General features: G+C 43.1%; 17 protein-coding genes and 1 tRNA gene. 12 read left to right on the top strand and 6 right to left on the bottom strand.

The annotated features are described in order from the left end of the window. Window positions 1-3: 3 nt before the first annotated feature. Window positions 4-1,422, bottom strand: coding sequence for a capsule assembly Wzi family protein (locus NQ510_RS14810; RefSeq protein ID WP_005825482.1), 1,419 nt, complete (start codon window positions 1,420-1,422; stop codon window positions 4-6). A 233-nt stretch (window positions 1,423-1,655) separates the two neighbouring features. Between NQ510_RS14810 and NQ510_RS14805 the strand changes: the two genes are divergently transcribed. Then, window positions 1,656-2,810 carry an HU domain-containing protein gene (locus NQ510_RS14805; RefSeq protein ID WP_005825483.1) on the top strand — a complete coding sequence of 385 codons (1,155 nt, stop codon included), beginning with the start codon at window positions 1,656-1,658 and terminating at the stop codon, window positions 2,808-2,810. A gap of 50 nt (window positions 2,811-2,860) precedes the next feature. Next, the gene (locus NQ510_RS14800; RefSeq protein WP_005825486.1) at window positions 2,861-3,394 is read left to right on the top strand and encodes an FHA domain-containing protein; all 534 of its coding nucleotides are present in this window, start codon (window positions 2,861-2,863) and stop codon (window positions 3,392-3,394) included. A 108-nt stretch (window positions 3,395-3,502) separates the two neighbouring features. On the opposite strand, the gene NQ510_RS14795 is transcribed toward NQ510_RS14800, so the two are convergent. Beyond that, window positions 3,503-4,951, bottom strand: coding sequence for a tagaturonate reductase (locus tag NQ510_RS14795; protein ID WP_005825488.1), 1,449 nt, complete (start codon window positions 4,949-4,951; stop codon window positions 3,503-3,505). A gap of 27 nt (window positions 4,952-4,978) precedes the next feature. Beyond that, on the bottom strand, window positions 4,979-6,040 hold the full coding sequence (locus tag NQ510_RS14790) for a LacI family DNA-binding transcriptional regulator (protein ID WP_005825489.1): 1,062 nt from the start codon (window positions 6,038-6,040) through the stop codon (window positions 4,979-4,981). 233 nt (window positions 6,041-6,273) lie between these two features. Here NQ510_RS14790 and uxaC point away from each other — a divergent pair, with 233 nt between their 5' ends. Beyond that, window positions 6,274-7,680 (top strand): glucuronate isomerase, encoded by a 1,407-nt coding sequence (gene uxaC / locus NQ510_RS14785; RefSeq protein WP_005825492.1) that lies wholly within the window; start codon window positions 6,274-6,276, stop codon window positions 7,678-7,680. Window positions 7,681-7,722: 42 nt separating this feature from the next. On the opposite strand, the gene NQ510_RS14780 is transcribed toward uxaC, so the two are convergent. Beyond that, window positions 7,723-8,412 carry an HAD family hydrolase gene (locus NQ510_RS14780; protein WP_005825494.1) on the bottom strand — a complete coding sequence of 230 codons (690 nt, stop codon included), beginning with the start codon at window positions 8,410-8,412 and terminating at the stop codon, window positions 7,723-7,725. Between the two features lie 207 nt (window positions 8,413-8,619). Between NQ510_RS14780 and NQ510_RS14775 the strand changes: the two genes are divergently transcribed. The 9 genes from NQ510_RS14775 (at window position 8,620) to NQ510_RS14735 (ending at window position 19,660) form a co-directional block, all read left to right on the top strand. After that, window positions 8,620-10,002: an MFS transporter gene (locus tag NQ510_RS14775; protein ID WP_005825496.1), complete on the top strand. Its 1,383-nt coding sequence runs from the start codon at window positions 8,620-8,622 to the stop codon at window positions 10,000-10,002. A gap of 82 nt (window positions 10,003-10,084) precedes the next feature. Next, a complete protein-coding gene (locus tag NQ510_RS14770; RefSeq protein ID WP_005837132.1) occupies window positions 10,085-10,888 on the top strand; it encodes an MBL fold metallo-hydrolase in 804 nt (267 codons plus the stop codon). A 93-nt stretch (window positions 10,889-10,981) separates the two neighbouring features. Further along, window positions 10,982-11,054, top strand: a tRNA-Lys gene (locus NQ510_RS14765). A 324-nt stretch (window positions 11,055-11,378) separates the two neighbouring features. Beyond that, window positions 11,379-11,936, top strand: coding sequence for an NAD(P)H-dependent oxidoreductase (locus NQ510_RS14760; protein ID WP_005825500.1), 558 nt, complete (start codon window positions 11,379-11,381; stop codon window positions 11,934-11,936). Window positions 11,937-12,075: 139 nt separating this feature from the next. Further along, window positions 12,076-14,331: a bifunctional alpha,alpha-trehalose-phosphate synthase (UDP-forming)/trehalose-phosphatase gene (locus NQ510_RS14755; protein ID WP_005825504.1), complete on the top strand. Its 2,256-nt coding sequence runs from the start codon at window positions 12,076-12,078 to the stop codon at window positions 14,329-14,331. Window positions 14,332-14,336: 5 nt separating this feature from the next. Continuing rightward, window positions 14,337-16,127, top strand: a complete 1,791-nt coding sequence (locus NQ510_RS14750; protein WP_005825506.1) for a glycoside hydrolase family 15 protein — start codon at window positions 14,337-14,339, stop codon at window positions 16,125-16,127. A gap of 196 nt (window positions 16,128-16,323) precedes the next feature. After that, entirely contained in the window at window positions 16,324-17,820 is a 1,497-nt protein-coding gene (locus tag NQ510_RS14745) for a 4Fe-4S binding protein (RefSeq protein WP_005825508.1), read from the top strand. 21 nt (window positions 17,821-17,841) lie between these two features. Further along, on the top strand, window positions 17,842-19,242 hold the full coding sequence (locus tag NQ510_RS14740) for an aldo/keto reductase (protein WP_005825512.1): 1,401 nt from the start codon (window positions 17,842-17,844) through the stop codon (window positions 19,240-19,242). A 1-nt stretch (window position 19,243) separates the two neighbouring features. Further along, window positions 19,244-19,660 (top strand): DUF1893 domain-containing protein, encoded by a 417-nt coding sequence (locus tag NQ510_RS14735; RefSeq protein ID WP_005825513.1) that lies wholly within the window; start codon window positions 19,244-19,246, stop codon window positions 19,658-19,660. Between the two features lie 24 nt (window positions 19,661-19,684). Here the strand turns inward: NQ510_RS14735 and NQ510_RS14730 are convergent, their stop codons facing one another. Together NQ510_RS14730 and NQ510_RS14725 are read right to left on the bottom strand one after the other, a co-directional pair. Next, the gene (locus tag NQ510_RS14730; RefSeq protein ID WP_005825514.1) at window positions 19,685-21,385 is read right to left on the bottom strand and encodes a lipid A phosphoethanolamine transferase; all 1,701 of its coding nucleotides are present in this window, start codon (window positions 21,383-21,385) and stop codon (window positions 19,685-19,687) included. After that, a complete protein-coding gene (locus NQ510_RS14725; RefSeq protein WP_005825515.1) occupies window positions 21,372-22,565 on the bottom strand; it encodes a BamA/TamA family outer membrane protein in 1,194 nt (397 codons plus the stop codon). Before NQ510_RS14725 ends, NQ510_RS14730 begins: the two co-directional genes overlap by 14 nt. Window positions 22,566-22,589: the final 24 nt, after the last annotated feature.

Raw genomic sequence — 22,589 nt, 5'->3', positions numbered from 1 at the left:
TTCTTAAAATGTTTTATGTACTTTCAGTTGGAATCCAAAATTGTCTCCATATATCTCTCCCATATCCAATGCAAGGGACGCGTTGAAGCACCAGCCCTTCCATTTACGGGGAATATAGTAAAACGATGCAAAAGTAGAAAAATTTTCTAATATATCGGGTATTGGACGATGAGGAGTTCCCCAAGTTCTGTTGTGGGACAATTTTGCCACATATCTCCACTCACTGCTGATGTCGCCGCTCCATCCCAGATGCAGGGCCTTAACGCGATTGTACTTGAAACTCATATCGCCATCCTTATTATAGATAGGCGATGCTATCAACGGATTGGCTATCGCCATACCCCAATGTGCCCATCCTGGGTAGTAACCGTTGTTGTAGTAGTTGTCGGCTCCTCCGGTCTTACCTACTACAGAATTTTGCAAACCGTGCAGTGGACCGCTCATATTGGTAGTCTGGAGATATTCGATAACGATTTCGTTGATGGCTTGTCTATGGTTGGATTTATATTCCACACCCCATAAGCCATCCCAACCGTTGAGTTTGGCCATGGCGGAGAAGTCATCAAAATGATTGTCCAGATAGGCGCTGATGGAGAAATCTTCCTTAGGACGATAAGTCATTTTGATATATTCGCTACCCAGAAAATTGCCTTGGAAAGCCAGATGTTCACCTACCGGTCCGTCCTCACGCCCGTGGCCGGGGAAGAATACGCGTACGTAATCCTTCCATCCGTTGCCCAAGTCTCCCGATTCGGAACCTCCAATCTTGTATCCTCCGAATTGGGTGTCGAGGGTCATTCCGAGTTCCAGTTGCCATTTTCCTTTGGGTATACCGATACGCAGGAACCCTTCTTTATGATGGTATTTGATACTCTTGGTGTACCAGTATTTTTCTCCGACTTGCTCCCGCTGGTATTTGTTATCTGTAAACCATCCGTACGAGATTTCTCCTTTCAGGCCTAAACGGGGTAGCAACTGTACATACTCGGGTATGCCTATCTGTACTTGTGGGATGGGACGCGCATTACCCGACCAGGTCATGCCGCCACTGCTCAGCTCTTGATTCAGCAATGGAGAATTCTGTTCCCGGCTTCCGGCAAAGAATCCAAACCACTTGTAACGGATGTCTACGTAAGCCTGCTGTACAATGAAGGAGGTCGTGCTGAATCCGGCTGCTGCAACCAAATCCAGTGCTTCTTCAAACTTCCATTTTCCAAGTTGGTGTTTGTAGGATATTCCTCCACGTATGTAAGTATTGTTGTCGAGCGAAGTGAGTCCTTGCTGGTTGCTGACCTGCCAAAGAGGAGTATTGTCACCGGTATGCAGGGCTGCTCCATATTCTACGAATGAGGACAACTGCTGTGCCAGCATCGTGTTCTTTCCTATGAACAAGAAAACCATCAGACAGAAAATAATACGCATAATAGTCTTTTGTTAAGTGTTTAGGTTTGTATACTCTTGCGAGGACAATTGTCTTTCTATTCTTGACGAGTATAGTTAAACGGTACAAAAGTAGAAATTTTTCCGGTAAAAATTCCTTCTCTTGCCAAAAAACCTTTTTCAAATACATTTTCAATGTGCAATGTTCATAATTTGTTGATAAGAAAAAAGCTCTGAAACTAGCGTATATCCGATATTTCCGCTACTTTTGTAGCATGATTGAATTAGCACAGCACATAGAAGTATTGTTATTGGAGAACGATTGTGTCATTGTTCCCGGTTTGGGAGGATTTGTAGCTCATTATACTCCGGCAATGAGAGTAGCGGAAGAGAATGTTTTTCTGCCCCCTACCCGTATTATCGGTTTCAATCCTCAACTGAAGATGAATGACGGCTTACTTGTACAATCCTATATGGCTGTCTATGATACTGATTTTTCTGATGCTACGCGGATTGTAGAAAAAGAAGTGGCGCATATATTCACTGCTCTCCATGAAGAAGGTAAGGTGGATTTGCCCAACATTGGCGAATTGCGTTACTCCATTCATGGTATTTATGACTTTGTTCCCTATGACCACAAGATAACCACTCCTTACTTATATGGGTTGGATAGTTTTGAAATGCAGGAACTGGCGGAACTGAAGAAACCGTACATGGAAAAGACCATCCGTTATTCTGTTCCAGTTGTGCCGGAAGACAAAAAGCGAAGGTTTGAGATTAAATTCAACCGTTCCTATTTGTCGAATGCGGTTGCCATGATTGCAGTGGTTGCCTTGTTTTTCTTTTTGTCTACACCGATAGAGAATACGGAAGTGGTTGAAGGAAATTATGCGCAATTACTTCCGAATGAACTTTTTGAGATGATAGAAAAGGAATCCCTTGCCATTAATCCGATTGTTGTTAGCCGGAAGGCCGACACTCCGAAAGCGTCGGCTCAAAAAAACACGGGGCAGAAGGCAAAGAAAAAGGTGGTTCCGGTTGCCGTAAGAGAGGTTAAGGTGGGCCAAGCTAACGCGCAGAATGCTCCGGTTGTTTCTCAGCCTAAGCAGCAGGCGGCAGAAGTGTCCTCTTCAACATCTGTAACAACAAAGAGTGAAATTCAAAAGACCACAGCAGGGACTGTCGCCCCGTCACTTGTCTCTGCACAGAAATACCACGTCATCATTGCCAGTGTAGGTACTGAGAAGGATGCCGAAGCAATGGCAAAGCAACTGATTGAAAAAGGTTACCCTCATGCAAAAGCAATTGTTGGAGATGGTAAAATGCGTGTCAGCATTGAGTCTTGTGGCACAGAAACAGAAGCATATCAGGCATTGAACAGAGTTCGCCAGAATGAAACGTATAAGAACGCTTGGGTATTAAAGAAGTAGAAAGTAATCTACCCTTGCTTTATTTTTTAATTCTTTAATTTTTAACTATCATGAAGCGTATCCGTTGTCCCAAATGTGAGAATTACTTAACATTCGATGAAACCAAGTATACCGAAGGCCAATCACTGGTCTTTGTATGTGACCAGTGTAAGAAGCAGTTCAGTATCCGTTTAGGTAAATCAAAGATGAAAGCCCCTCAAAAGGAAGAACGTCCGGATGAAGCGGAGTTTAAAGAGGCTTTTGGCAGCATCACGGTCATTGAGAACGTGTTTGGTTTTAAGCAGGTACTTCCATTGCAAGAAGGTGACAATATCATAGGCCGGCGTTGCGTGGGGAATGTTATCGATGTGCCGATTGAGACTTCGGATATGAGTATGGACCGGCGTCACTGTATCATTAATGTAAAGCGTAATAAGCAGGGAGTGTTGATTTATACCTTACGCGATGCTCCCAGCCTGACGGGAACTTTCCTTAATAATGAAATTTTGGGTGACAAAGACCGTATTCGCATTGAGGATGGAGCCATTGTAACTATTGGTGCCACTACTTTTATATTGCGGGCAGCAGAGCAGGAAAGCCTTTAGACAAAAAAGAAAACTGTGGCTTAATTATTTCCCATCAAATGTGGTATAAATAAAGCAGACCGTATAAAAACTCCTTTTGTACGGTCTGCTTGTTTAAAATCATAGGAATTAAAGAATACCTTTTACTGTTTCCTGCATGCCTTTTTCTTGGATGGATTTTAAGAAGCAGGTAATCATGTCTGTCAATCCTGGAACGGTATTCAAGTCTCCGTGTTCCCCCCAGATAAGGTCTTTGGCTGCCAATACGCCTTCTGCCACTTTGCGGGTATCCCCCGTTGCCCAAAGGTCTTTCAATAACTGCATGATTTCGGGAGCATCATTCGGGATGATTTCTGTGCCGTCTGCGCGGGTACCTCCTTTGTAGTACGTGATGATGGCAGCCAGTCCCAATACCAGACCTTTCGGCAGTTCTCCTTTACGTTTCAAGTAGGTTTTCAGGCCAGGAAGGTCACGGGTTTGGTATTTAGGGAAAGAGTTCAGCATAATACTGGTTACGGCATGGTCAACAAACGGATTGTTGAAGCGCTCCAATACATCTTCTGCAAACTTTTTCAATTCGTTTTTCGGCAGGTTCAACGTTTCCATCAGCTCGTCAAACATCACTTTATGGATGTATTGTCCGATTATAGGATGCTGGCAGGCATCGCGTACAATATTTACCTCCGACAGATAGGCTACTGGAGACAATACGGTATGAGGTCCATTCAGCAAGGTTACTTTTCTTTCGTGGTAAGGTTCTTCAGAAGGAACAAACAATACATTCAGTCCGGCTTTGTCGGCAGGGAATTCTTCGGCGACTTCTTGCGGAGCCTCGATGACCCATAAATGGAAAATTTCAGCCTGCACTACCAGATTGTCATCGTACTGTATCTTTTCTTTTATAGCGGCAATGTCTTTGCGGGGGAATCCTGGAACGATACGGTCCACCAGTGTTGCATACACACCGCAGGCTTCCTCAAACCAAGCTCTGAACTCATCACCCAATTGCCATAATTCAATGTATTGATAGATTGTCTCCTTCAACTTGTGGCCATTCAGGAAGATGAGTTCGCAAGGGAAGATAATCAGTCCTTTGCTCTTGTCGCCGTTGAATGTCTTGAAGCGGTGATACAACAGCTGTGTCAGCTTGCCCGGATAAGAAGACGCCGGTGTATCTGTCAGCTTACAAGCAGGGTCAAAGGCTATACCTGCTTCCGTCGTGTTGGAAATGACAAAACGCATTTCCGGTTGTTCGGCCAATTTCATGAACTCATCGTTTTGAGTATAGGGGTTTAAGGCACGGCTGATTACATCTATCATAGTCAGACTGTTGATGGTTTCTCCTTTATCCAGACCTTGCAGATTTACATGATAAAGGTCATCCTGGGCATTCAGCATGTCAACCATACCTTTATCAATGGGTTGGACTACTACTACATTGCTGTTGAAATCGGTCTTTTGATTCATGTTATAAATAATCCAATCCACAAATGCGCGAAGGAAATTACCTTCGCCAAACTGGATAATGCGTTCCGGGCGTTGTGCTTTGGGAGCAGTTTCTTTGTTTAATGCTTTCATTTAAATGGTTGATATGTAATTTTTTAATTATTCAAACTCAAAGTAAAAGTCTATGTTTTCCTTCATCAATATGTCGATAGGCATGTATTTCACTGCAGTGACCGGTCTTTTAAATACCACGTGGTTGCATAAAGTCTTTACGCCACAATAGCCTTGCAGGCCTGGACGTTGACCGATGAGAAAGGTTACTTCACCGGTTTTCAGGAACTCTGTATTTTTGTGTAAAAGGTCATATCCCACAAGTCCTGCCAGCTTCCACCCCTTTTCGTGCAGATAACTTGCCACTTGATAAACACGGGAATTAAAAACAGCTCCCAGTACGGCTTGGGGATGTTCTTTAAAAAAAGCATCCAATATCCGTCTGTTGCCGTCAGTATCTTCCTTGTGCAACACAATGTCATGGATAGTCAAATCCTTATGTTCCTCGGAAAGGTATTGCATGAACCCCTCGAGGCGGCGTTGCATCTGGATTTCTGCCGGATTGTTTTTCTGATTGCTCAGGAATAACACAAGCTCCTGCCCTTTTTCATAGCTACGCATCAGAATCTTGGCAGCAATGTATCCGCTGGTTTTGGAGTCTTGTCCGATATAACACAAGGCATGCGTCTGTTCAATATTGAAGTCTATGAATGCATAGGGAATATCCGCTTCCTCCAAATAAGTAGTGAGTTTTATGGTCTCCTCTCGGAAATTCGGGGCAACAAGTACGGCGTCGGCATTTTCCTCCCGGAGCACAGCACATGCTTCTTTATAGGAGGATTTGTCCGCATGCCGATAGTACAGATAGCTAACCTCAACATTGAACGGCCGTAATTCTTGTGCGGCACGGTCAATTCCCGCTGCTACAGCATGCCAATAATCATGTTCTATATAATAAGGTATAATGCAGACAATATGATAGCGCTTTTTAGCCGCCAGCCCGATGGCAAACATATTGGGATGATAATCTATGTCGTCGAGTACTTTCTGGACTTTTTCCCTACTGGAAACGGATACGTCTCCGCGGTTGTGCAGTACGCGGTCTACAGTGCCGGCAGAGACGCCGGCCATGCGTGCTATGTCTTTAATGGTATAGTTCTTGTTTTCCATCTTGAGGTATGCTGCCTAAGGCGGTAAAGGTGAGACGTCTGAAGCTTAAATATTATAAATATTCGCCGCAAAGATACGAATTATTTTGTTTCTCCAAGTAAAATTTCTACTTTTGTGTTCGATAACGGTTAATAAAACTAAAAACAATTATACGACCTATTAGCTTTACAATCAATACTATATAGGTGTAATAAATAGAAAGTAATATTTTTAGATACTTAAAACACAAGAAGATGAAAAACTTTATGGACGGAAACTTTCTGTTGCAAACGGAAACAGCACAGAAGTTGTACCACGAGCATGCGGCTAAAATGCCGATTATCGACTATCATTGTCACTTGATTCCTCAAATGGTGGCGGAAGACTATCAGTTTAAGTCACTGACTGAGATTTGGTTGGGAGGTGACCACTACAAGTGGCGTGCCATGCGTACCAATGGTGTGGACGAACGTTTCTGTACCGGTAAGGATACTACAGATTGGGAAAAGTTTGAGAAGTGGGCCGAAACGGTACCTTATACTTTCCGTAATCCGTTGTACCACTGGACTCACCTTGAATTGAAGACCGCTTTTGGAATCGATAAAATTCTCAATCCTCATACGGCCCGTGAAATTTATGATGAATGTAATGAGAAGCTGAAACAGCCTGAATATTCCGCCCGTGGCATGATGCGCCGTTATCACGTGGAAGTGGTTTGTACTACAGATGATCCTATTGATTCCTTGGAATATCATATCAAGACACGCGAGAGCGGTTTTGAAATCAAGATGTTGCCTACTTGGCGTCCGGATAAGGCAATGGCGGTGGAAGTTCCTGCCGATTTTCGCGCATATGTAGAAAAGTTGGCCGAAGTGAGCGATGTGGCTATTTCCTGCTTTGACGATATGGTTGCTGCCTTGCGTAAGCGTCACGATTTTTTCGCGGAACAAGGATGTAAACTGTCTGACCACGGAATTGAAGAATTCTATGCCGAGGATTATACAGGAGCGGAAGTTAAGGCTATCTTTAACAAGGTATATGGCGGTACTGGATTGACGAAGGAGGAAATTCTGAAATTCAAGTCGGCCATGCTGGTTGTGTTCGGCGAAATGGATTGGGAGAAAGGTTGGACACAACAGTTCCATTATGGTGCTATTCGCAACAACAATAGTAAGATGTTCAAACTGTTAGGTCCTGATACCGGTTTTGATTCCATTGGCGAATTTACTACAGCAAAAGCTATGGCTAAATTTCTCGACCGCTTAAACTCCAATGGTAAGCTGACCAAGACTATTCTTTATAATTTGAATCCATGCGCCAACGAAGTCATTGCTACTATGCTGGGTAACTTCCAGGATGGTACGGTTGCCGGTAAGATTCAATTCGGTTCCGGTTGGTGGTTCCTTGACCAGAAGGATGGTATGGAAAAGCAGATGAATGCTCTTTCTGTACTGGGCTTATTGAGCCGATTTGTTGGTATGCTGACCGATTCCCGTTCCTTCCTCTCCTATCCGCGCCATGAATATTTCCGCCGTACATTGTGTAATCTTGTAGGCCGTGATGTAGAAAATGGTGAAATTCCTATTTCCGAGATGGAACGCGTAAACCAGATGATTGAAGATATCAGCTATTATAACGCTAAGAATTTCTTCCAATTCTAAAAAGCAATAGTAAGCTATAAGTTATGCAGTTTCACCCATAACTTATAGCTTATCTAATATTCCTTTGATACTATCCAATCGTATAAAATTGGGATGTCGTATTTCCCCTTCATGTTGCTCGTATGCCCAAGTCACGTGGTATGGTACATGGGCAGCGTATCCCCCAAGTTCCAATACCGGAAGTATGTCTGATTTTACAGAATTACCTATCATCAGGAGTTTTTCAGGCGGACAGCCCAATGTATCAATCAGCCTCTGGTAATCATCGATTTTCTTGTCACTCATAATTTCGATATGATGGAAATATTCTCGCAGTCCGGAAGCTTCTATTTTTCTTTTCTGGTCGAACAAGTCCCCCTTAGTGGCCAACACCAATTTATATTTCCCATGAAGTGACGATATGGTCTCCTTCACGCCTTCCAGTAGTGTAACCGGTTTCTGCAGAAGCTCTTGTCCCCATCCTATTACTTCTTCTATAAGATGCATATTCCCGTTTCCGTCTGTCACTTTGCAGATGGTTTCAGTCATACTGAGCATTATGCTCTTCAGCCCATAGCCATACATATGCAGATTCTTCATTTCTGTTTCAAAAAACCTTTGTGATATGGATGAAGCAGGCAGATATTGCCTTAAAAGGTTACAGAATTTGTGCTCGAACTCCTGAATATAAAGTTCGCTTTCCCACAGTGTGTCATCAGCGTCAAAAGCTATAAATTCGATTTTATCTTTCATGAATGGTCGTTTTATAAAAGCGTCCAAAGATACGGAGTATTCTATATAAATGAAAAGATAAATAGTGATAAATGGGAAGTTAATATCTTGTCTGCAACTTATTAATATTGTGTTTGCAGAAAATTAATATCTTGCAAACACGATATTAATTCCGTATTTTTGCACTTATTTTTTCATTTAATACATAAATTTTAATCGTACAAAAGGATGATGACATCACCCCAACCCGCTTCCAAAGGCTTCAGCAGAGCTTTTTGGGTAAGCAGTACAGTAGAACTGTTCGAACGCATGGCATATTATGCCGTATTTATTGTTCTTACCATTTATCTTTCCAATATTTTAGGTTTCAATGATTTTGAGTCAAGCATGATTTCCGGTCTGTTTTCGGGAGGGCTCTATTTGTTGCCCATCTTTACGGGCGCATATGCCGATAAGATAGGTTTCCGAAAGTCGATGATTATTGCTTTTTCACTGCTTTCCATCGGGTATTTGGGCTTGGGATTGCTTCCCACCCTACTGGAAGCAGCCGGTCTGGTGGAGTATGGTGAGACAACCCGTTTTTCCGGATTGCCGGATAGTAATGACCGTTGGATGATTATCCCCGTATTGTTTGTTATCATGGTAGGAGGCTCGTTCATCAAGTCTATCATATCGGGATCGGTGGCTAAGGAAACAACAGAGGCTACCCGTGCTCGCGGCTATTCCATCTTCTATATGATGGTGAATATAGGAGCTTTTACCGGAAAAACGGTGGTCGATCCTCTACGGAATGTTATCGGTGAGCAGGCTTATATTTATATCAATTACTTCTCGGCTGCCATGACGGTGCTTGCATTATTGGCTGTCGTCTTATTGTATAAATCGGCACATACAGCAGGTGAAGGGAAAAGCATGCGTGAAATTGGGCAAGGTTTTCTGCGTATTATCACTAATTGGCGTTTGTTGATTCTTATCCTCATCGTAACCGGCTTTTGGATGGTGCAGCAACAGCTCTATGCAACTATGCCCAAATATGTCATCCGTATGGCGGGTGAAACAGCCAAACCGGGGTGGATAGCCAATGTAAACCCGTTTGTAGTGGTTTGCTGCGTAAGTTTTATCACCCGGTGGATGGCAAAGCGCACAGCTATTACTTCTATGAATATAGGCATGTTTCTTATTCCGGTATCGGCATTGCTGATGGCATGCGGTAATTTGCTGGGCAACGATATTATTTCCGGCATGAGCAATATTACTTTAATGATGGTACTTGGTATTGTTGTGCAAGCTTTGGCAGAATGTTTTATCTCACCGCGTTATCTGGAGTACTTTTCTTTGCAGGCCCCCAAAGGTGAAGAAGGTATGTACCTCGGTTTCAGTCATCTTCATTCATTCCTCTCTTCTATTTTCGGGTTTGGTATTGCGGGGGTGCTTCTGACAAAATATTGTCCTGATCCAGTCTTGTTTGAAACCCGCGAAGCGTGGGAAGCAGCCAGTGTCAATGCACATTATATCTGGTATTATTTCGCTGCTATAGGATTGGTTGCAGCAATAGCATTATTCGTTTTTGCCAAAACTACCGAATTCATCGACAAAAAGAAGAAGGCATAAGGTTTATATATTGCATACTTTTTGTATATTTGCCGTCACTTTTTTTAAAAGCGACGGCTTTTTTGTAATTAAGGAGATTAGGATGAAAGTAAAATTTATAAGCCTTGCCAGTGGAAGCAGCGGTAACTGTTATTATATAGGCACAGAAAAATATGGAATACTCATCGACGCCGGCATTGCAGTACGGACGATAAAAAAAGGACTGAAAGAAGCAGGTATCAGCATGGAAATGATACGTGCGGTATTTGTTACGCATGATCATGCGGACCATATCAAAGCAGTAGGCGGATTGGGTGAAAAACTGAATATTCCTATTTATACAACCGCCCGGATTCATGAGGGCATCAACCGGAGCTATTGCATGACAGAAAAGTTATATTCGTCTGTCCGTTACCTGGAAAAGCAGCAACCCATGCAGTTGGAAGATTTTCATATCGAATCTTTCGAGGTACCTCATGATGGCACGGACAATGTGGGCTATTGCATTGAGATAGGCGGAAAAGTGTTTGCTTTTCTTACAGACCTTGGTGAAATTACTCCTACGGCCGCAGAATATATCAGAAAGGCCAATTATCTGATATTGGAAGCCAACTACGATGAGGAAATGTTACGCATGGGTACCTACCCCCAATACCTGAAAGAACGGATTACCAGCCGCACCGGACACATGAGTAATATTGCTACTGCTGAATTTCTTTCGGAAAATATGACGGAACATTTACAGTATATTTGGCTTTGTCATTTGAGCAAGGACAACAATCATCCTGAATTGGCATATAAAACAGTGGAATGGAAATTAAGGGAAAAAGGAATTATCGTAGGAAAGGATGTACAGTTGTGTGCTTTGAAGCGTACTACTCCTTCTGATTTATACGAGTTTGAATAAAAAATCCCATTTCATCGCAAAAAATACACCGTTTTGTTTGCACGAATAAAATAAAAGGACTACTTTTGCACCCGCAAACAAGAAATAAGGAATGCACTCTTAGCTCAGTTGGTAGAGCAACTGACTCTTAATCAGTGGGTCCAGGGTTCGAATCCCTGAGGGTGTACTTAAAAAAGGAACAACAGTAGTTGTTCCTTTTTTAATTTGTTTTAACAAGAACATGCTTTGTTGGGTATAAGCTCCTCATACGGAATCACTAGTAAATCTATATGGGGATGATACATTATTTTTCGTTAGTCCGCATCATAAATTCTTCAGAAGTTTGTTTTTATACCTTTGCCCTCACCCGCTTTCCGCCTCTTTCGTCACATTCGAAAATATATGTCAGAAAATGAAAGTAGGAAGAAAACTTTTATTTCCTCCTACTCGTATATCTATATTTTGTATATTTGTACACACATCAATGATTTTAAACTAAAAGAAAAACAATATGGATAAAGATTCAAAGCAAGTAGTGGTTCTTCTGACACATCCCAATATAAAAGAGTCGCGAGCTAACAAGGCATTGATGGATGCTATTAGTGACATGGGAGAGGTAGCCATATACAATTTATATGAGATGCGTATGGAAGATGCTTTTAATGCAGAGATATGGAGCACTATCATATCGCATGCATCTGCGCTTGTATTTCAGTTTCCGTTCTATTGGATGTCGGCTCCTTCTTTATTGAAGAGATGGTTGGATGAAGTATTTACTTATCTGGCAAAAACTCCTGCTGTGGCTGGTAAGACATTGATGGTGGTCACTACTGCCGGCTCTGAACATGATGCTTATAGAAGCGGAGGAAGAAATCGTTTTACGGTGGATGAGTTGTTAAGACCTTATCAAGCAAGTGCTGTACATGCTGGAATGATATGGCAAACTCCTCTTGTAGTCTATGGAATGGGGACTTCGGAAGCTAGTAAAAATATAGCAGAAGGGATAAATTGCTATAAGCAAAGAATTGAAGCATTGGTGAAGAAAGACATTTTCAGTGATAATTGGTAATAGTAGGACCATATCGAAATGGAACATTCTTTTTCATTTTTGAATGTTTGTTTTTCTCTTTATCTTTTTCTAAAATACTGATTTTAAGCAATAAATAAAATATTGTATGAATTGGCATATTTCTTGTGTTAACTCATACATGAAACTTTATATTATATCAAACAGATTACCCGTTAAGGTTACCAAAGAGGATGAAACGTTCGTGTTTTCACGAAGTGAAGGTGGACTGGCTACCGGTTTGGACTCACTTCAGATTTCCTACGAAAAACATTGGATTGGATGGCCTGGAATATGCGTTGACAACGAAGAAAGTAAAGAGGAAATCACTTCTAGATTGGAAGGAATAAATTTCCACCCAGTATTCTTGTCCGAAATACAGATAAAGAATTATTATGAAGGCTATAGTAATAGTACTATTTGGCCATTATGTCACTACTTTTTTGTTTATACGCTGTATCGGAACTCTTTCTGGCAATCGTATCAGGAAGTGAACCAGTTGTTCTGCGATGCCATTTGCCGCGTGATACGTCCAGGTGACAAGGTGTGGATTCAAGACTATCAGCTAATGCTGCTTCCCGGAATGCTTCGGAAGGTTTACCCGGATTTGAATATCGGATATTTCCATCATATCCCTTTCCCTTCCTATGAACTTTTCCGGATATTACCGGAGCGTGCAGAAATCCTGAAAGGATTATTGGGTGCTGACTTTATAGCTTTCCATACTCATGACTATATGCGGCATTTTATCAGTGCTGTCGAACGGGTATTGCGTATTGACTTTAAACTGGACGAAGCACAACTCGGGAATAGAGTAGTTAGGACCGATGCTCTTCCTATGGGAATCAACTACGGACTGTATCACAATGCTTCTTCCAGACCGGAAGTACGGCGGGCGATAGACCGTACACGGAAATTTTTCGGGAATCATAAGTTGATTCTTTCTGTAGACCGCTTGGATTATAGCAAAGGCATTCTGCACCGTTTATGGGGATTTGCTGCTTTTTTAGAATGTCATCCTGAATATTGTGGAAAAGTTACATTGGCAATGGTCATTGTTCCATCACGTGACCATGTAGATAGTTATGCTGAGCTAAAAACCAAGATTGACGAAGAAATAGGTTCTATAAACGGACAGTATTCTACGATGGACTGGACTCCGGTTTGCTATTTCTATCACGGTTTTTCATTTGAAGAACTGGTGGCAATGTACTATATAGCTGATGTAGCTTTGGTAACTCCACTTCGTGATGGCATGAATTTGGTTGCCAAGGAATATGTAGCCTCGAAAAATAATAATCCGGGTGTTTTGATTTTGAGTGAAATGGCAGGTGCAGCTATTGAGATGACGGATGCATTGTTGATTAACCCCAATGACACTGAGGAGATAAAGCAGGCCATTTGTCGGGCTTTGGAGATGCCCGAACAGGAACAACTGAAACGCTTGCAACACATGCAGAAAATTATTTCCGTACAAACGGTTAATAAGTGGGCGGCAGACTTTGTAAGTGAATGGAGCGATACGTGCCGTAAGAATGAACAGCTTCGTAAGAAAAGGATATCCGCCGGTATTATTGGTGCCATCAAAATGAAATATAACCAGGCTAAGCAACGGCTTATCTTGCTGGATTATGACGGAACGTTGGCGTCGCTCAATACACGACCGGAAAATGCTAAGCCCACCCCTGAACTCATTGCCACATTGCAGAAGCTGGTTTCCGACCCGGCCAACCATGTTGTTGTGAATAGTGGTCGCGACCATTTTACTTTAGAAAAATGGTTGGGAAATTTACCTATTGCAATGGCTGCGGAACATGGTGCTTTCTATAAGGAAAATGGCATCTGGCACAAAAACATAAACAAAGCGGAATGGAGTTCCGGATTGGTGTCCATCTTGAAGCTTTTTGTCGAAAAGACGCCTCGTTCCCACCTTGAAGTCAAGGAAACGACTTTGGCATGGCATTACCGGGAAAGTGATGCATGGTTAGGAGCTTTGCGGGCACAGCAACTTATCAATGTGCTGGTTAACATCTGTATACAGCAAAAGCTGCAAATCATACAAGGAGATAAAGTGGTGGAGATTAAGTCTCCCGATTATAATAAAGGTTCCGAAGTGAGACGCCAGTTGGAAAAGAAACATTATGACTTTATCATAGCTATGGGAGATGATACTACGGATGAAGATATGTTCAAAGCTTTGCCGGTGAATGCAGTGACAATCAAGGTGGGATATGTGTCGGAGGCAGCAAGCTATAATATGCCATCACAAACGGAAGTCCTGCCTTTTCTTCAAATTCTGGCGAACAAGAAAGACATGAAACAACCCATTGGCGAGAATGTCAAAACGAGCTTGAAAGGGGTATTCGATTTTTTCAGAGACTTGTTAAAAACAAAATAGTAAAAATGAGTAATTTAAATTATGGGGTAGTAGGCAATTGTCGGACTGCCGCACTTATATCCGAAAAAGGCAGCATAGACTGGTTGTGTTTTCCCGATTTTGATTCTCCGTCTATCTTTGCATCACTACTTGATCGGGAAAGAGGAGGAAGTTTTGGATTTGACGTTACAGAAGACTATCATATCTCACAATCTTACGTTCCTCACACTAACATATTGTCTACTTCTTTTTCTTCGAAAGAGGGAGAATTTGTCGTACTTGATTACATGCCTTATTACCGTTCCTGCGAAAATGCCCATTATCTTCCGGCAGAATTGTATCGATATGTGAGGTGGATAAAAGGTAAGCCCCGTTTCAAAGTAAACTATGTCCCTGCTCCCAATTATGCGCAAGGTAAAGTGATTCATAATGTCACTTCTGAATTTATAGAAAGCTATTGTTCTTCTGATAATAAAGATAGACAATATTTGTATTCTTCCCTTCCTTTGCAGAACATCGAACAGAAAAAAGAAATTATATTGGAAAAAGATGAGTTCTTTCTTTTGTCATACAATGAAAAGGTCATTCCGGTGGACATTGAACGGGAAAAAATTGAATATTGCCGTACTTTGGTTTATTGGCTTAATTGGACCAACCGTACTAAGAAATATTCTCTCTATAATGATGTGATAGAAAGAAGCATGCTGGTTTTGAAACTGATGTCTTACTATAACGGAGCCGTACTGGCCGCCCTTACTACCAGTTTGCCCGAATCCGTCGGCGAAGTACGTAATTGGGATTATCGGTTCTGTTGGTTGAGGGATGCCTCCATGTCTATCGAAACTTTGTTCCAGATAGGCCATATAGGGGCAGCAAGACGTTTTATGAAGTTCATACAGTCCACTTTCGTATCCAAGCACGAATCCTATCAGATAATGTACGGCATTCGGGGAGAAAGGCAGCTGACCGAGATTATTCTGGAGCATTTGTCCGGATATAAGAATTCCAAACCAGTACGGATAGGTAATGATGCTTACCATCAAAAGCAGAATGACTCGTTCGGTTATCTGATGGATTTGATTTACCAGTACTATCGGCTGATGCCCGGTACATTAGACGAAATAGAGGATATGTGGGAAATGGTAAAGAGCATTCTTTCCACGGTAATGGAAGATTGGAAGAAACCAGATAAGGGGATATGGGAAATCAGAGGAGAAAGCCGCCATTTTGTTTCATCCAAAGTGATGTGTTGGGTGGCTTTGGACCGTGGTGCAAAGATAGCTTCCATGCTCAATAAATACGGTTATAGTGAACGTTGGCAAAAGGAAGCTGACAAGGTATGGCAGGATGTAATGACATATGGATGGAAGGAAGAACTTCAAAGTTTCTCGCAGACTTATGATAATATGGCAATGGATTCCTCTTTGCTGTTGATGGAACCTTACGGTTTTATTGCAGCAGACGATATCCGATACCATAAGACAGTGAAGGCTGTGAAAAAAGCTCTTTTGCATAAGGGATTGATGTACCGGTATAACAGCGAAGATGATTTCGGGCTTCCTTCTTCGGCTTTTACCATTTGCACTTTTTGGCTGATACGTGCGCTTTTTGTTATCGGAGAAAAGGAAGAAGCCCGTTGTTTGTTTGATGATGTTCTGACATATTCCAATCATTTGGGGTTATTCAGTGAGGATATTGATTTTAATACGAAGGAACAACTGGGGAATTTTCCACAAGCTTATTCGCATTTGGCATTAGTCAATACGGCTATTCTGTTTGCAGAAGAAAATAAGAGATTGGCTTTTATCCGGCCGTAACGAGGAGGGGAACTTAATTAATACTGCAAATGGGAGCATTTTGTATTTGTCCTTCTTTCTTTCGTTTTTAATTCCATTGAATGATGATACCTTTCTTTTTTTATGTATTTTTGCATAAATAAAATTTCACTATTTCGGCAGTTGTTTTGTACTCATATCGCTGATATAGTTTAGGAACTCAAAATAAAGGATTATCATGTTACGGAAGATTAGACTGACTTTTGCAATGATTTGCTTTGTACTCATCACCTTGTTGTTCCTTGATTTTACGGGAACGTTGCATGGGTGGTTCGGCTGGTTGGCCAAAATCCAGTTTTTGCCGGCTGTATTGGCGCTAAATGTGGGAGTGATATTGTTTCTTGTAATTCTCACTTTGGTATGCGGGCGTATCTATTGTTCTGTGATTTGCCCCTTAGGGGTATTTCAGGATATACTGGCATGGCTGGGCCGGCAACCTAAAAAACGCAGGAAGCTTCCTTACTCTTATTCTCCGGCCTTATCTTGGCTGCGCTATGGCGTATTGGGTGTGTTTATCATTGCTTTGATTGCCGGAATTGGTTCATTGGCTGCTCTACTTGCACCCTATAGTGCATACGGACGTATTGCCAATAATCTTTTTCAACCTATATGGCAATGGGGCAACAATCTGCTTGCTTATCTGGCTGAACGGGCAGACAGTTATGCCTTTTATGAAACGGATGTATGGTTGAAGAGCCTGCCGACTTTTATTATTGCTGCCGCTACTTTGGCTGTGCTTGTTGTTCTGGCCGGACGCAACGGACGAACCTATTGTAATACGATTTGCCCGGTAGGAACGGTCTTGGGCTTCCTTTCACGTTATTCGCTTTTCCGCATCACAATAGATTCGGAAAAGTGCAACCAATGCAGTCTTTGTTCACGCAACTGCAAGGCAGCCTGCATCAACTTTAAGGAGCATCAGATTGATGCAAGCCGGTGTGTGGTTTGCATGAACTGCATTGAGAAGTGCAAGCATGGAGCCATTTCCTACAAGTATCATCCTTTCGGTAAACCTGCTGCGGGCAAGGCAGATTCGGAACAGATAAACGAAACCCGCCGCAGTTTTTTCACAGCAACGGCTCTGGTTGCAGCCACTTCTGTTTTAAAAGCGCAGGAAAAGAAAGTAGACGGAGGACTGGCAGCCATTGAAGATAAGAAGATTCCTGAGCGAAGCACTCCCCTCACTCCTCCCGGCTCATTGAGTGCCTGCAATATGGCGCAACACTGCACGGCCTGCCAGCTCTGTGTGTCGGCATGTCCCAATCAGGTTCTTCGTCCTTCTGCAGACTTAAGGAAATTGATGCAACCGGAAATGTCATACGAACGCGGCTATTGTAGACCGGAATGTACAAAATGTTCGGAGGTATGTCCTGCAGGGGCTATCCGTCCGATAACCAAAGCTGATAAATCATCCGTTCAGATAGGGCATGCCGTGTGGGTAAAGAAAAATTGCATACCACTGACGGATGGTGTGCAGTGTGGCAACTGTGCACGCCATTGTCCGACGGGAGCCATACAAATGGTGCCGAGTATACCTGAAGACAAGGATTCTCCAAAGATTCCGGTAATCAATGTGGAGCGTTGTATCGGCTGCGGGGCATGTGAGAATCTTTGTCCGGCCCGTCCGTTCAGTGCCATCTATGTGGAAGGACATGAAAGACATCGAATTATATAACAAAGTAGAATTTCTATAAGTATGGAAGAACATCATAAAAACAATATGAACCGTCGTGATTTCTTGAAGATAGTGGGAATTACAGCCGCCACATCTACTGCTGCCCTCTATGGATGTGGTTCTAAGGAAGGAAGCAGTGAAGGCAGTAAAGTATTGGGCCCCATTCCGACGGATAAAATGACCTATCGTAGTTTTCCTGGTTTGGGGAGTGACAAAGTTTCTATTTTAGGATATGGCTGTATGCGCTGGCCTACCGTTCCTGCTCCGGATGGAAAAGGGGAAATGATAGACCAGGATGCTGTAAACGAACTGGTGGATTATGCCATTGCCCATGGCGTGAATTATTTCGATACGTCTCCGATGTATGTACAAGGATGGAGTGAGAAGTCTACGGGAATAGCTCTGAAACGCCATCCACGCGAATCGTTCTATCTTGCCACCAAACTATCCAATTTTCATCCTGATACCTGGACTCGCGAGGGTTCCATCGCCATGTACCGTAAGTCGTTCGAGGATATGCAGGTGGACTATATAGACTACTATCTGCTACACATGATTGGTGGCGGTGGCATGGAGCAATTCCGCAAACGCTACATAGACAACGGTATGATTGATTTTCTTGTCAAGGAGCGTGAAGCAGGACGCATCCGCCGTTTGGGATGGTCGTTCCACGGAGATATCGAAGTCTATGACTATGCCTTGCAGATGCATGACCGTGGTGAAGTTCATTGGGACTTTGTACAAATACAGTTGAATTATGTGGACTGGAAACATGCTTCGGGCAGCAACTTCAAGGCAGAGTATCTGTATGACGAGCTGGCCAAGCGTAAGATCCCTGCTGTCATTATGGAGCCTCTGCTGGGTGGGCGGCTCTCCAATGTCCCCGACCATATTGTGGCACGGCTGAAGCAGCGCGAACCCGAACGCAGTGTGGCGTCTTGGGCATTCCGTTATGCCGGTTCTCCCCAGGATGTACTGACAGTGCTGAGCGGCATGACTTATATGGAACATTTGCAGGATAACATCCGTACTTACTCTCCATTGGTACCACTCACGGAAGAGGAAACTCAGTATCTGTATGATACGGCAGATTTGATGATGGAGTACCCCACCATACCTTGCAACGACTGCAAGTACTGCATGCCTTGCCCGTATGGAATTGACATTCCTGCCATATTGATACATTACAATAAATGTGTCAATGAAGGAAATGTGCCGGAAAGCAGCCAGGATGAGAATTATCGGAAAGCACGCCGTGCTTTTCTCGTAGGATATGACCGAAGTGTACCCAAACTGAGGCAGGCCGACCATTGTACCGGGTGCAACCAGTGTTCTCCGCATTGCCCGCAAACGATTGATATTCCCAAAGAACTGCATCGTATTGACAAATTTGTAGAACAGTTGAAACAAGAGACTTTATAAAATGGAGAGTATCATTGACATACTGCACAAGGGAGGATACTCTTGTGTTATGAAGAACCGGGAGGAAGTCCGTACTTTCACCCAACGGGGAGTAGCGGATTTGTATGATTTGTACCAGGCAGATTCTGCATTTATGAAGGGGGCTGCCATTGCCGATAAGGTTATAGGGAAAGGTGCCGCTGCTTTGATGGTACTGGGAGGCTTTAAAACGGTCTATGCCGATATAATCAGCACTCCTGCGCTGGCATTGCTGTGCGAAGCAGGAATTGAAACGACTTTTGCCCAAGAGGTTCCCCATATCATTAACCGTGACAAGACCGGCTGGTGCCCGTTGGAGACGGCTTGCATGGAGCTGAATACGGTAGAGGAGATGTATCCGGTGATTCAGAATTTTATATCAAGAATCAGGGCAAAATAGCAACAGCCTGCTCTCTTTCCCTGATTACCTAATGCCTTTCTCTTCCAGCATCTTGAAGTCTTCCTTGAGCATACCGACATCATCCAGTGTGCGGGCTTCATTGTGGTCGTTCAGATAGACTCTGGGTCTTTCGATAAACAGAGCGCTGGTGACAGATAAAGAGTCATTCCGGTATGGGGTCTCCACTCCACCTATTTCCAGCATTGTCTGGAAGAATGAGGCACTGGAAGATACATTCTTCTGCCTATTGGCTTGTGCGGCCTCCAATAACGATGGGTATCTCTGCCGGTAGTTTTCGGACATCCAAATAAAGAATGGCACATGTATCTGATAATAGGAAGGTACCGGTGAAGCATGCAGAAAGAGATGCCGGTTGTCATCGAAAATATCTTCTCCATGGTCTGAAGTGTATATCAGGGCAGAATTGACATGTTGTTCTCGAAGCATATCTATCAGACGAACCAGAAAATTATCCGTGTAGCGGATAGAATTGTCATAGGCATTAATCAGGTTGTCTTTGTATTTCACTTCCGCATCAACGGGCATGTCCGGCAGGAAGAAAGCCTGCTCTGCCGGATAGCGCTCTTTATAATTAAAATGAGAACCGTAAGTGTGGAGAACTATAAATTGCCTGGAAACTCCTTTGCCCAGTTCTTTTGCTACCAGTTTCAACAGTTCGTTATCAGAGGGGTTGTAATTGGAATCCCCCACATCTTCTTTAATGAAATCATACGTGTCGGCTTCTTTGCCGAAGAAGTCTATAAATGAGTGGTTATAGCGCTGGTTCGAGAAAAAGGCGGTCTGGTAACCGGCTTCCTTGAATGCTGTGATAATCCCTTTTTGATAATAGATGGAATCAAAACTGGAAGCACTGACCGGTGACAGCAACATCGGAACACTCTTGTGGGTAGTGTTTGATTCTGTCAGCACATGGCTGAAAGCTGTCAGTCCGCCAATGCCCGACAGTCCCGGGTTAGTCTCCCGTTCGTAGCCGTACAAAGCCCAGTTGCATGCCCGTGAGGTTTCTCCCACCACCATTACATATACTTCCCTTTCATCAGCCTGATGAGTACTTCTAGCATGAAAGGTAAAATCTTTAGAGGTCTTGTGATAATTCCGCGTCTGGGCCGTCCGTTGAAAAGCAAGTGCTATGTTGTAGCATACGTTGGCAGGATACAGTTCGGATTTCGGCTCATACCGGTCATCTGTCAAATAAGCAGTGCCTAAGGATAATATTCCGGCAGACAACACATACAGAGTGCGACGGCGAGCTTGCCGGATGAATGCTTCGGACAGTCTGCGTTTGTGTACAATGGATATGGTTGCCAGAATTAATGCAGGTATATAGAGCACTACCACAATAACGATGGCAGGTATCAGATTGTCCAGCAGTTCCAGCGCCTCGCTCGAATTGGTTGTCACCAGATTCAGAAACATATCCACTGCGATAATGGACTGACCGAAAAGATACAGCAATACAAGCTGGAAGGCTCCGAAGAAGATGAACGGAAATAGCAGCCAGAATGTCCTGCCACAGTTTCTCGACCAAGCCATTACAGCATAATATATAGAAAGGGGTAGCAGGATATTACATATCTTTGCCGTCCATGATATGGGTTCTGTAAAGCATAGCACTACATTGGGCACTATCAGAATGACCAGAAACAGATAGAACAAATGTTCCTGATTGTCGAACCATTTTTTTATGTCTCTAAAAAGCTTCATTGATATTGAATATAAATCCGGTCTGGTGTTTGCCAAAACCTAAATCCAAACGTACGTTTACTCTCTTTTTGAACTCCCAGCGGTAGCCGAAACCATAATTAGGAAGAATATGCCTGGCCTCCAATTCCGAGAAATTCGGGAATATGGTTCCCGCCCCTACCCATACGGCAACTCCATTTCGCTTCCATACATGTTGGCGTAGTTCCAGCTGGGCATCCATTGCACACTTGTCACGGTAGCGCCCCTCATAATAGCCACGCATAGAATAGGAACTTCCCAATGTTGCCATCAGTCCCCAGGGCGGATTTCCGTAGTTCAGCAGAGTATGGAACTGGCCTGCCAACACCCCACCCTTCCACACGGACTGGTAATAGCTGGTCGTCAGTTCCGTATTGCTGAATGCATATTTATTTCCCAAAAAGGCCGGACTGAAGCGCTGGTCTATCTGTAGGTAATATCCTTTATAGGCATTTGTCAGAAAATCGCGTGAATCATACAACAAGGAAAACCCCAAGCTCACGTTGGTGCTACGCGCTTTCATTCCTTTCCATAATTCCGGTTTTTCAAAGTCATGTCCATACACGTAATCAAATGCTGTCATCGGACCGATATAAAAGTTACGTGCCATCCGGAACATGAAGTCCACCTTAACCTGCGCCTGAAAGCGATCGTATTCACTCTCATTGTCATCATTGGCTCCATTGTCATATCCTTGTCCCCAGTAAAGGCTTGGGAAAGAATAGAAATACAGATTGTAGTTCAACCGGTATTTGTCTTGGGGAAACAGATGGTTTCCACGTACTCCCAGCAAATAGAATCCCACTGTGGAGACATCCCCATACAGAGAGACATTGGACGGAGGGAGAATACTATCGTTCCGGTCGGTACGGTAGAGTCCTGCCGCCACCAGTCCGATTCCAAATTTGGTGTCACTGGAATAATGAGGCCCGCCTATAATGCTGAAATCAAATTTCTTGTTTTTCTTTTCTTTGTTGGCATCGTTGAAGTAATTCAAAATTTTTCCGAAAAAACTGCGTTTCTTGGGAAGCGAGTCTATCGGATACGTAGAAATTGAGTCCACAGAGTTTTTTGCTTCTGCAAGGTGTGTTTGTGCATGAACAGCCGTTTCTGTAATCAGCATCAATATTGGTAATATCCATTTTGTCAATTTAGTGTCCATTTACTTGTAGAAAACTTCCGTGGC

It is taken from the genome of Bacteroides uniformis (assembly GCF_025147485.1).
In the GTDB taxonomy this organism is placed as follows: Bacteria; Bacteroidota; Bacteroidia; order Bacteroidales; family Bacteroidaceae; genus Bacteroides; species Bacteroides uniformis.
This window is presented reverse-complemented; position numbering and strand designations above follow the sequence as displayed.

Bases quoted from the DNA above. Each gene is read 5' to 3' on its own strand.
- NQ510_RS14810 (WP_005825482.1), bottom strand. From the start codon at position 1,422: ATGCGTATTATTTTCTGTCTGATGGTTTTCTTGTTCATAGGAAAGAAC.
- NQ510_RS14805 (WP_005825483.1), top strand. From the start codon at position 1,656: ATGATTGAATTAGCACAGCACATAGAAGTATTGTTATTGGAGAACGAT.
- NQ510_RS14800 (WP_005825486.1), top strand. From the start codon at position 2,861: ATGAAGCGTATCCGTTGTCCCAAATGTGAGAATTACTTAACATTCGAT.
- NQ510_RS14795 (WP_005825488.1), bottom strand. From the start codon at position 4,951: ATGAAAGCATTAAACAAAGAAACTGCTCCCAAAGCACAACGCCCGGAA.
- NQ510_RS14790 (WP_005825489.1), bottom strand. From the start codon at position 6,040: ATGGAAAACAAGAACTATACCATTAAAGACATAGCACGCATGGCCGGC.
- uxaC (WP_005825492.1), top strand. From the start codon at position 6,274: ATGAAAAACTTTATGGACGGAAACTTTCTGTTGCAAACGGAAACAGCA.
- NQ510_RS14780 (WP_005825494.1), bottom strand. From the start codon at position 8,412: ATGAAAGATAAAATCGAATTTATAGCTTTTGACGCTGATGACACACTG.
- NQ510_RS14775 (WP_005825496.1), top strand. From the start codon at position 8,620: ATGATGACATCACCCCAACCCGCTTCCAAAGGCTTCAGCAGAGCTTTT.
- NQ510_RS14770 (WP_005837132.1), top strand. From the start codon at position 10,085: ATGAAAGTAAAATTTATAAGCCTTGCCAGTGGAAGCAGCGGTAACTGT.
- NQ510_RS14760 (WP_005825500.1), top strand. From the start codon at position 11,379: ATGGATAAAGATTCAAAGCAAGTAGTGGTTCTTCTGACACATCCCAAT.
- NQ510_RS14755 (WP_005825504.1), top strand. From the start codon at position 12,076: ATGAAACTTTATATTATATCAAACAGATTACCCGTTAAGGTTACCAAA.
- NQ510_RS14750 (WP_005825506.1), top strand. From the start codon at position 14,337: ATGAGTAATTTAAATTATGGGGTAGTAGGCAATTGTCGGACTGCCGCA.
- NQ510_RS14745 (WP_005825508.1), top strand. From the start codon at position 16,324: ATGTTACGGAAGATTAGACTGACTTTTGCAATGATTTGCTTTGTACTC.
- NQ510_RS14740 (WP_005825512.1), top strand. From the start codon at position 17,842: ATGGAAGAACATCATAAAAACAATATGAACCGTCGTGATTTCTTGAAG.
- NQ510_RS14735 (WP_005825513.1), top strand. From the start codon at position 19,244: ATGGAGAGTATCATTGACATACTGCACAAGGGAGGATACTCTTGTGTT.
- NQ510_RS14730 (WP_005825514.1), bottom strand. From the start codon at position 21,385: ATGAAGCTTTTTAGAGACATAAAAAAATGGTTCGACAATCAGGAACAT.
- NQ510_RS14725 (WP_005825515.1), bottom strand. From the start codon at position 22,565: ATGGACACTAAATTGACAAAATGGATATTACCAATATTGATGCTGATT.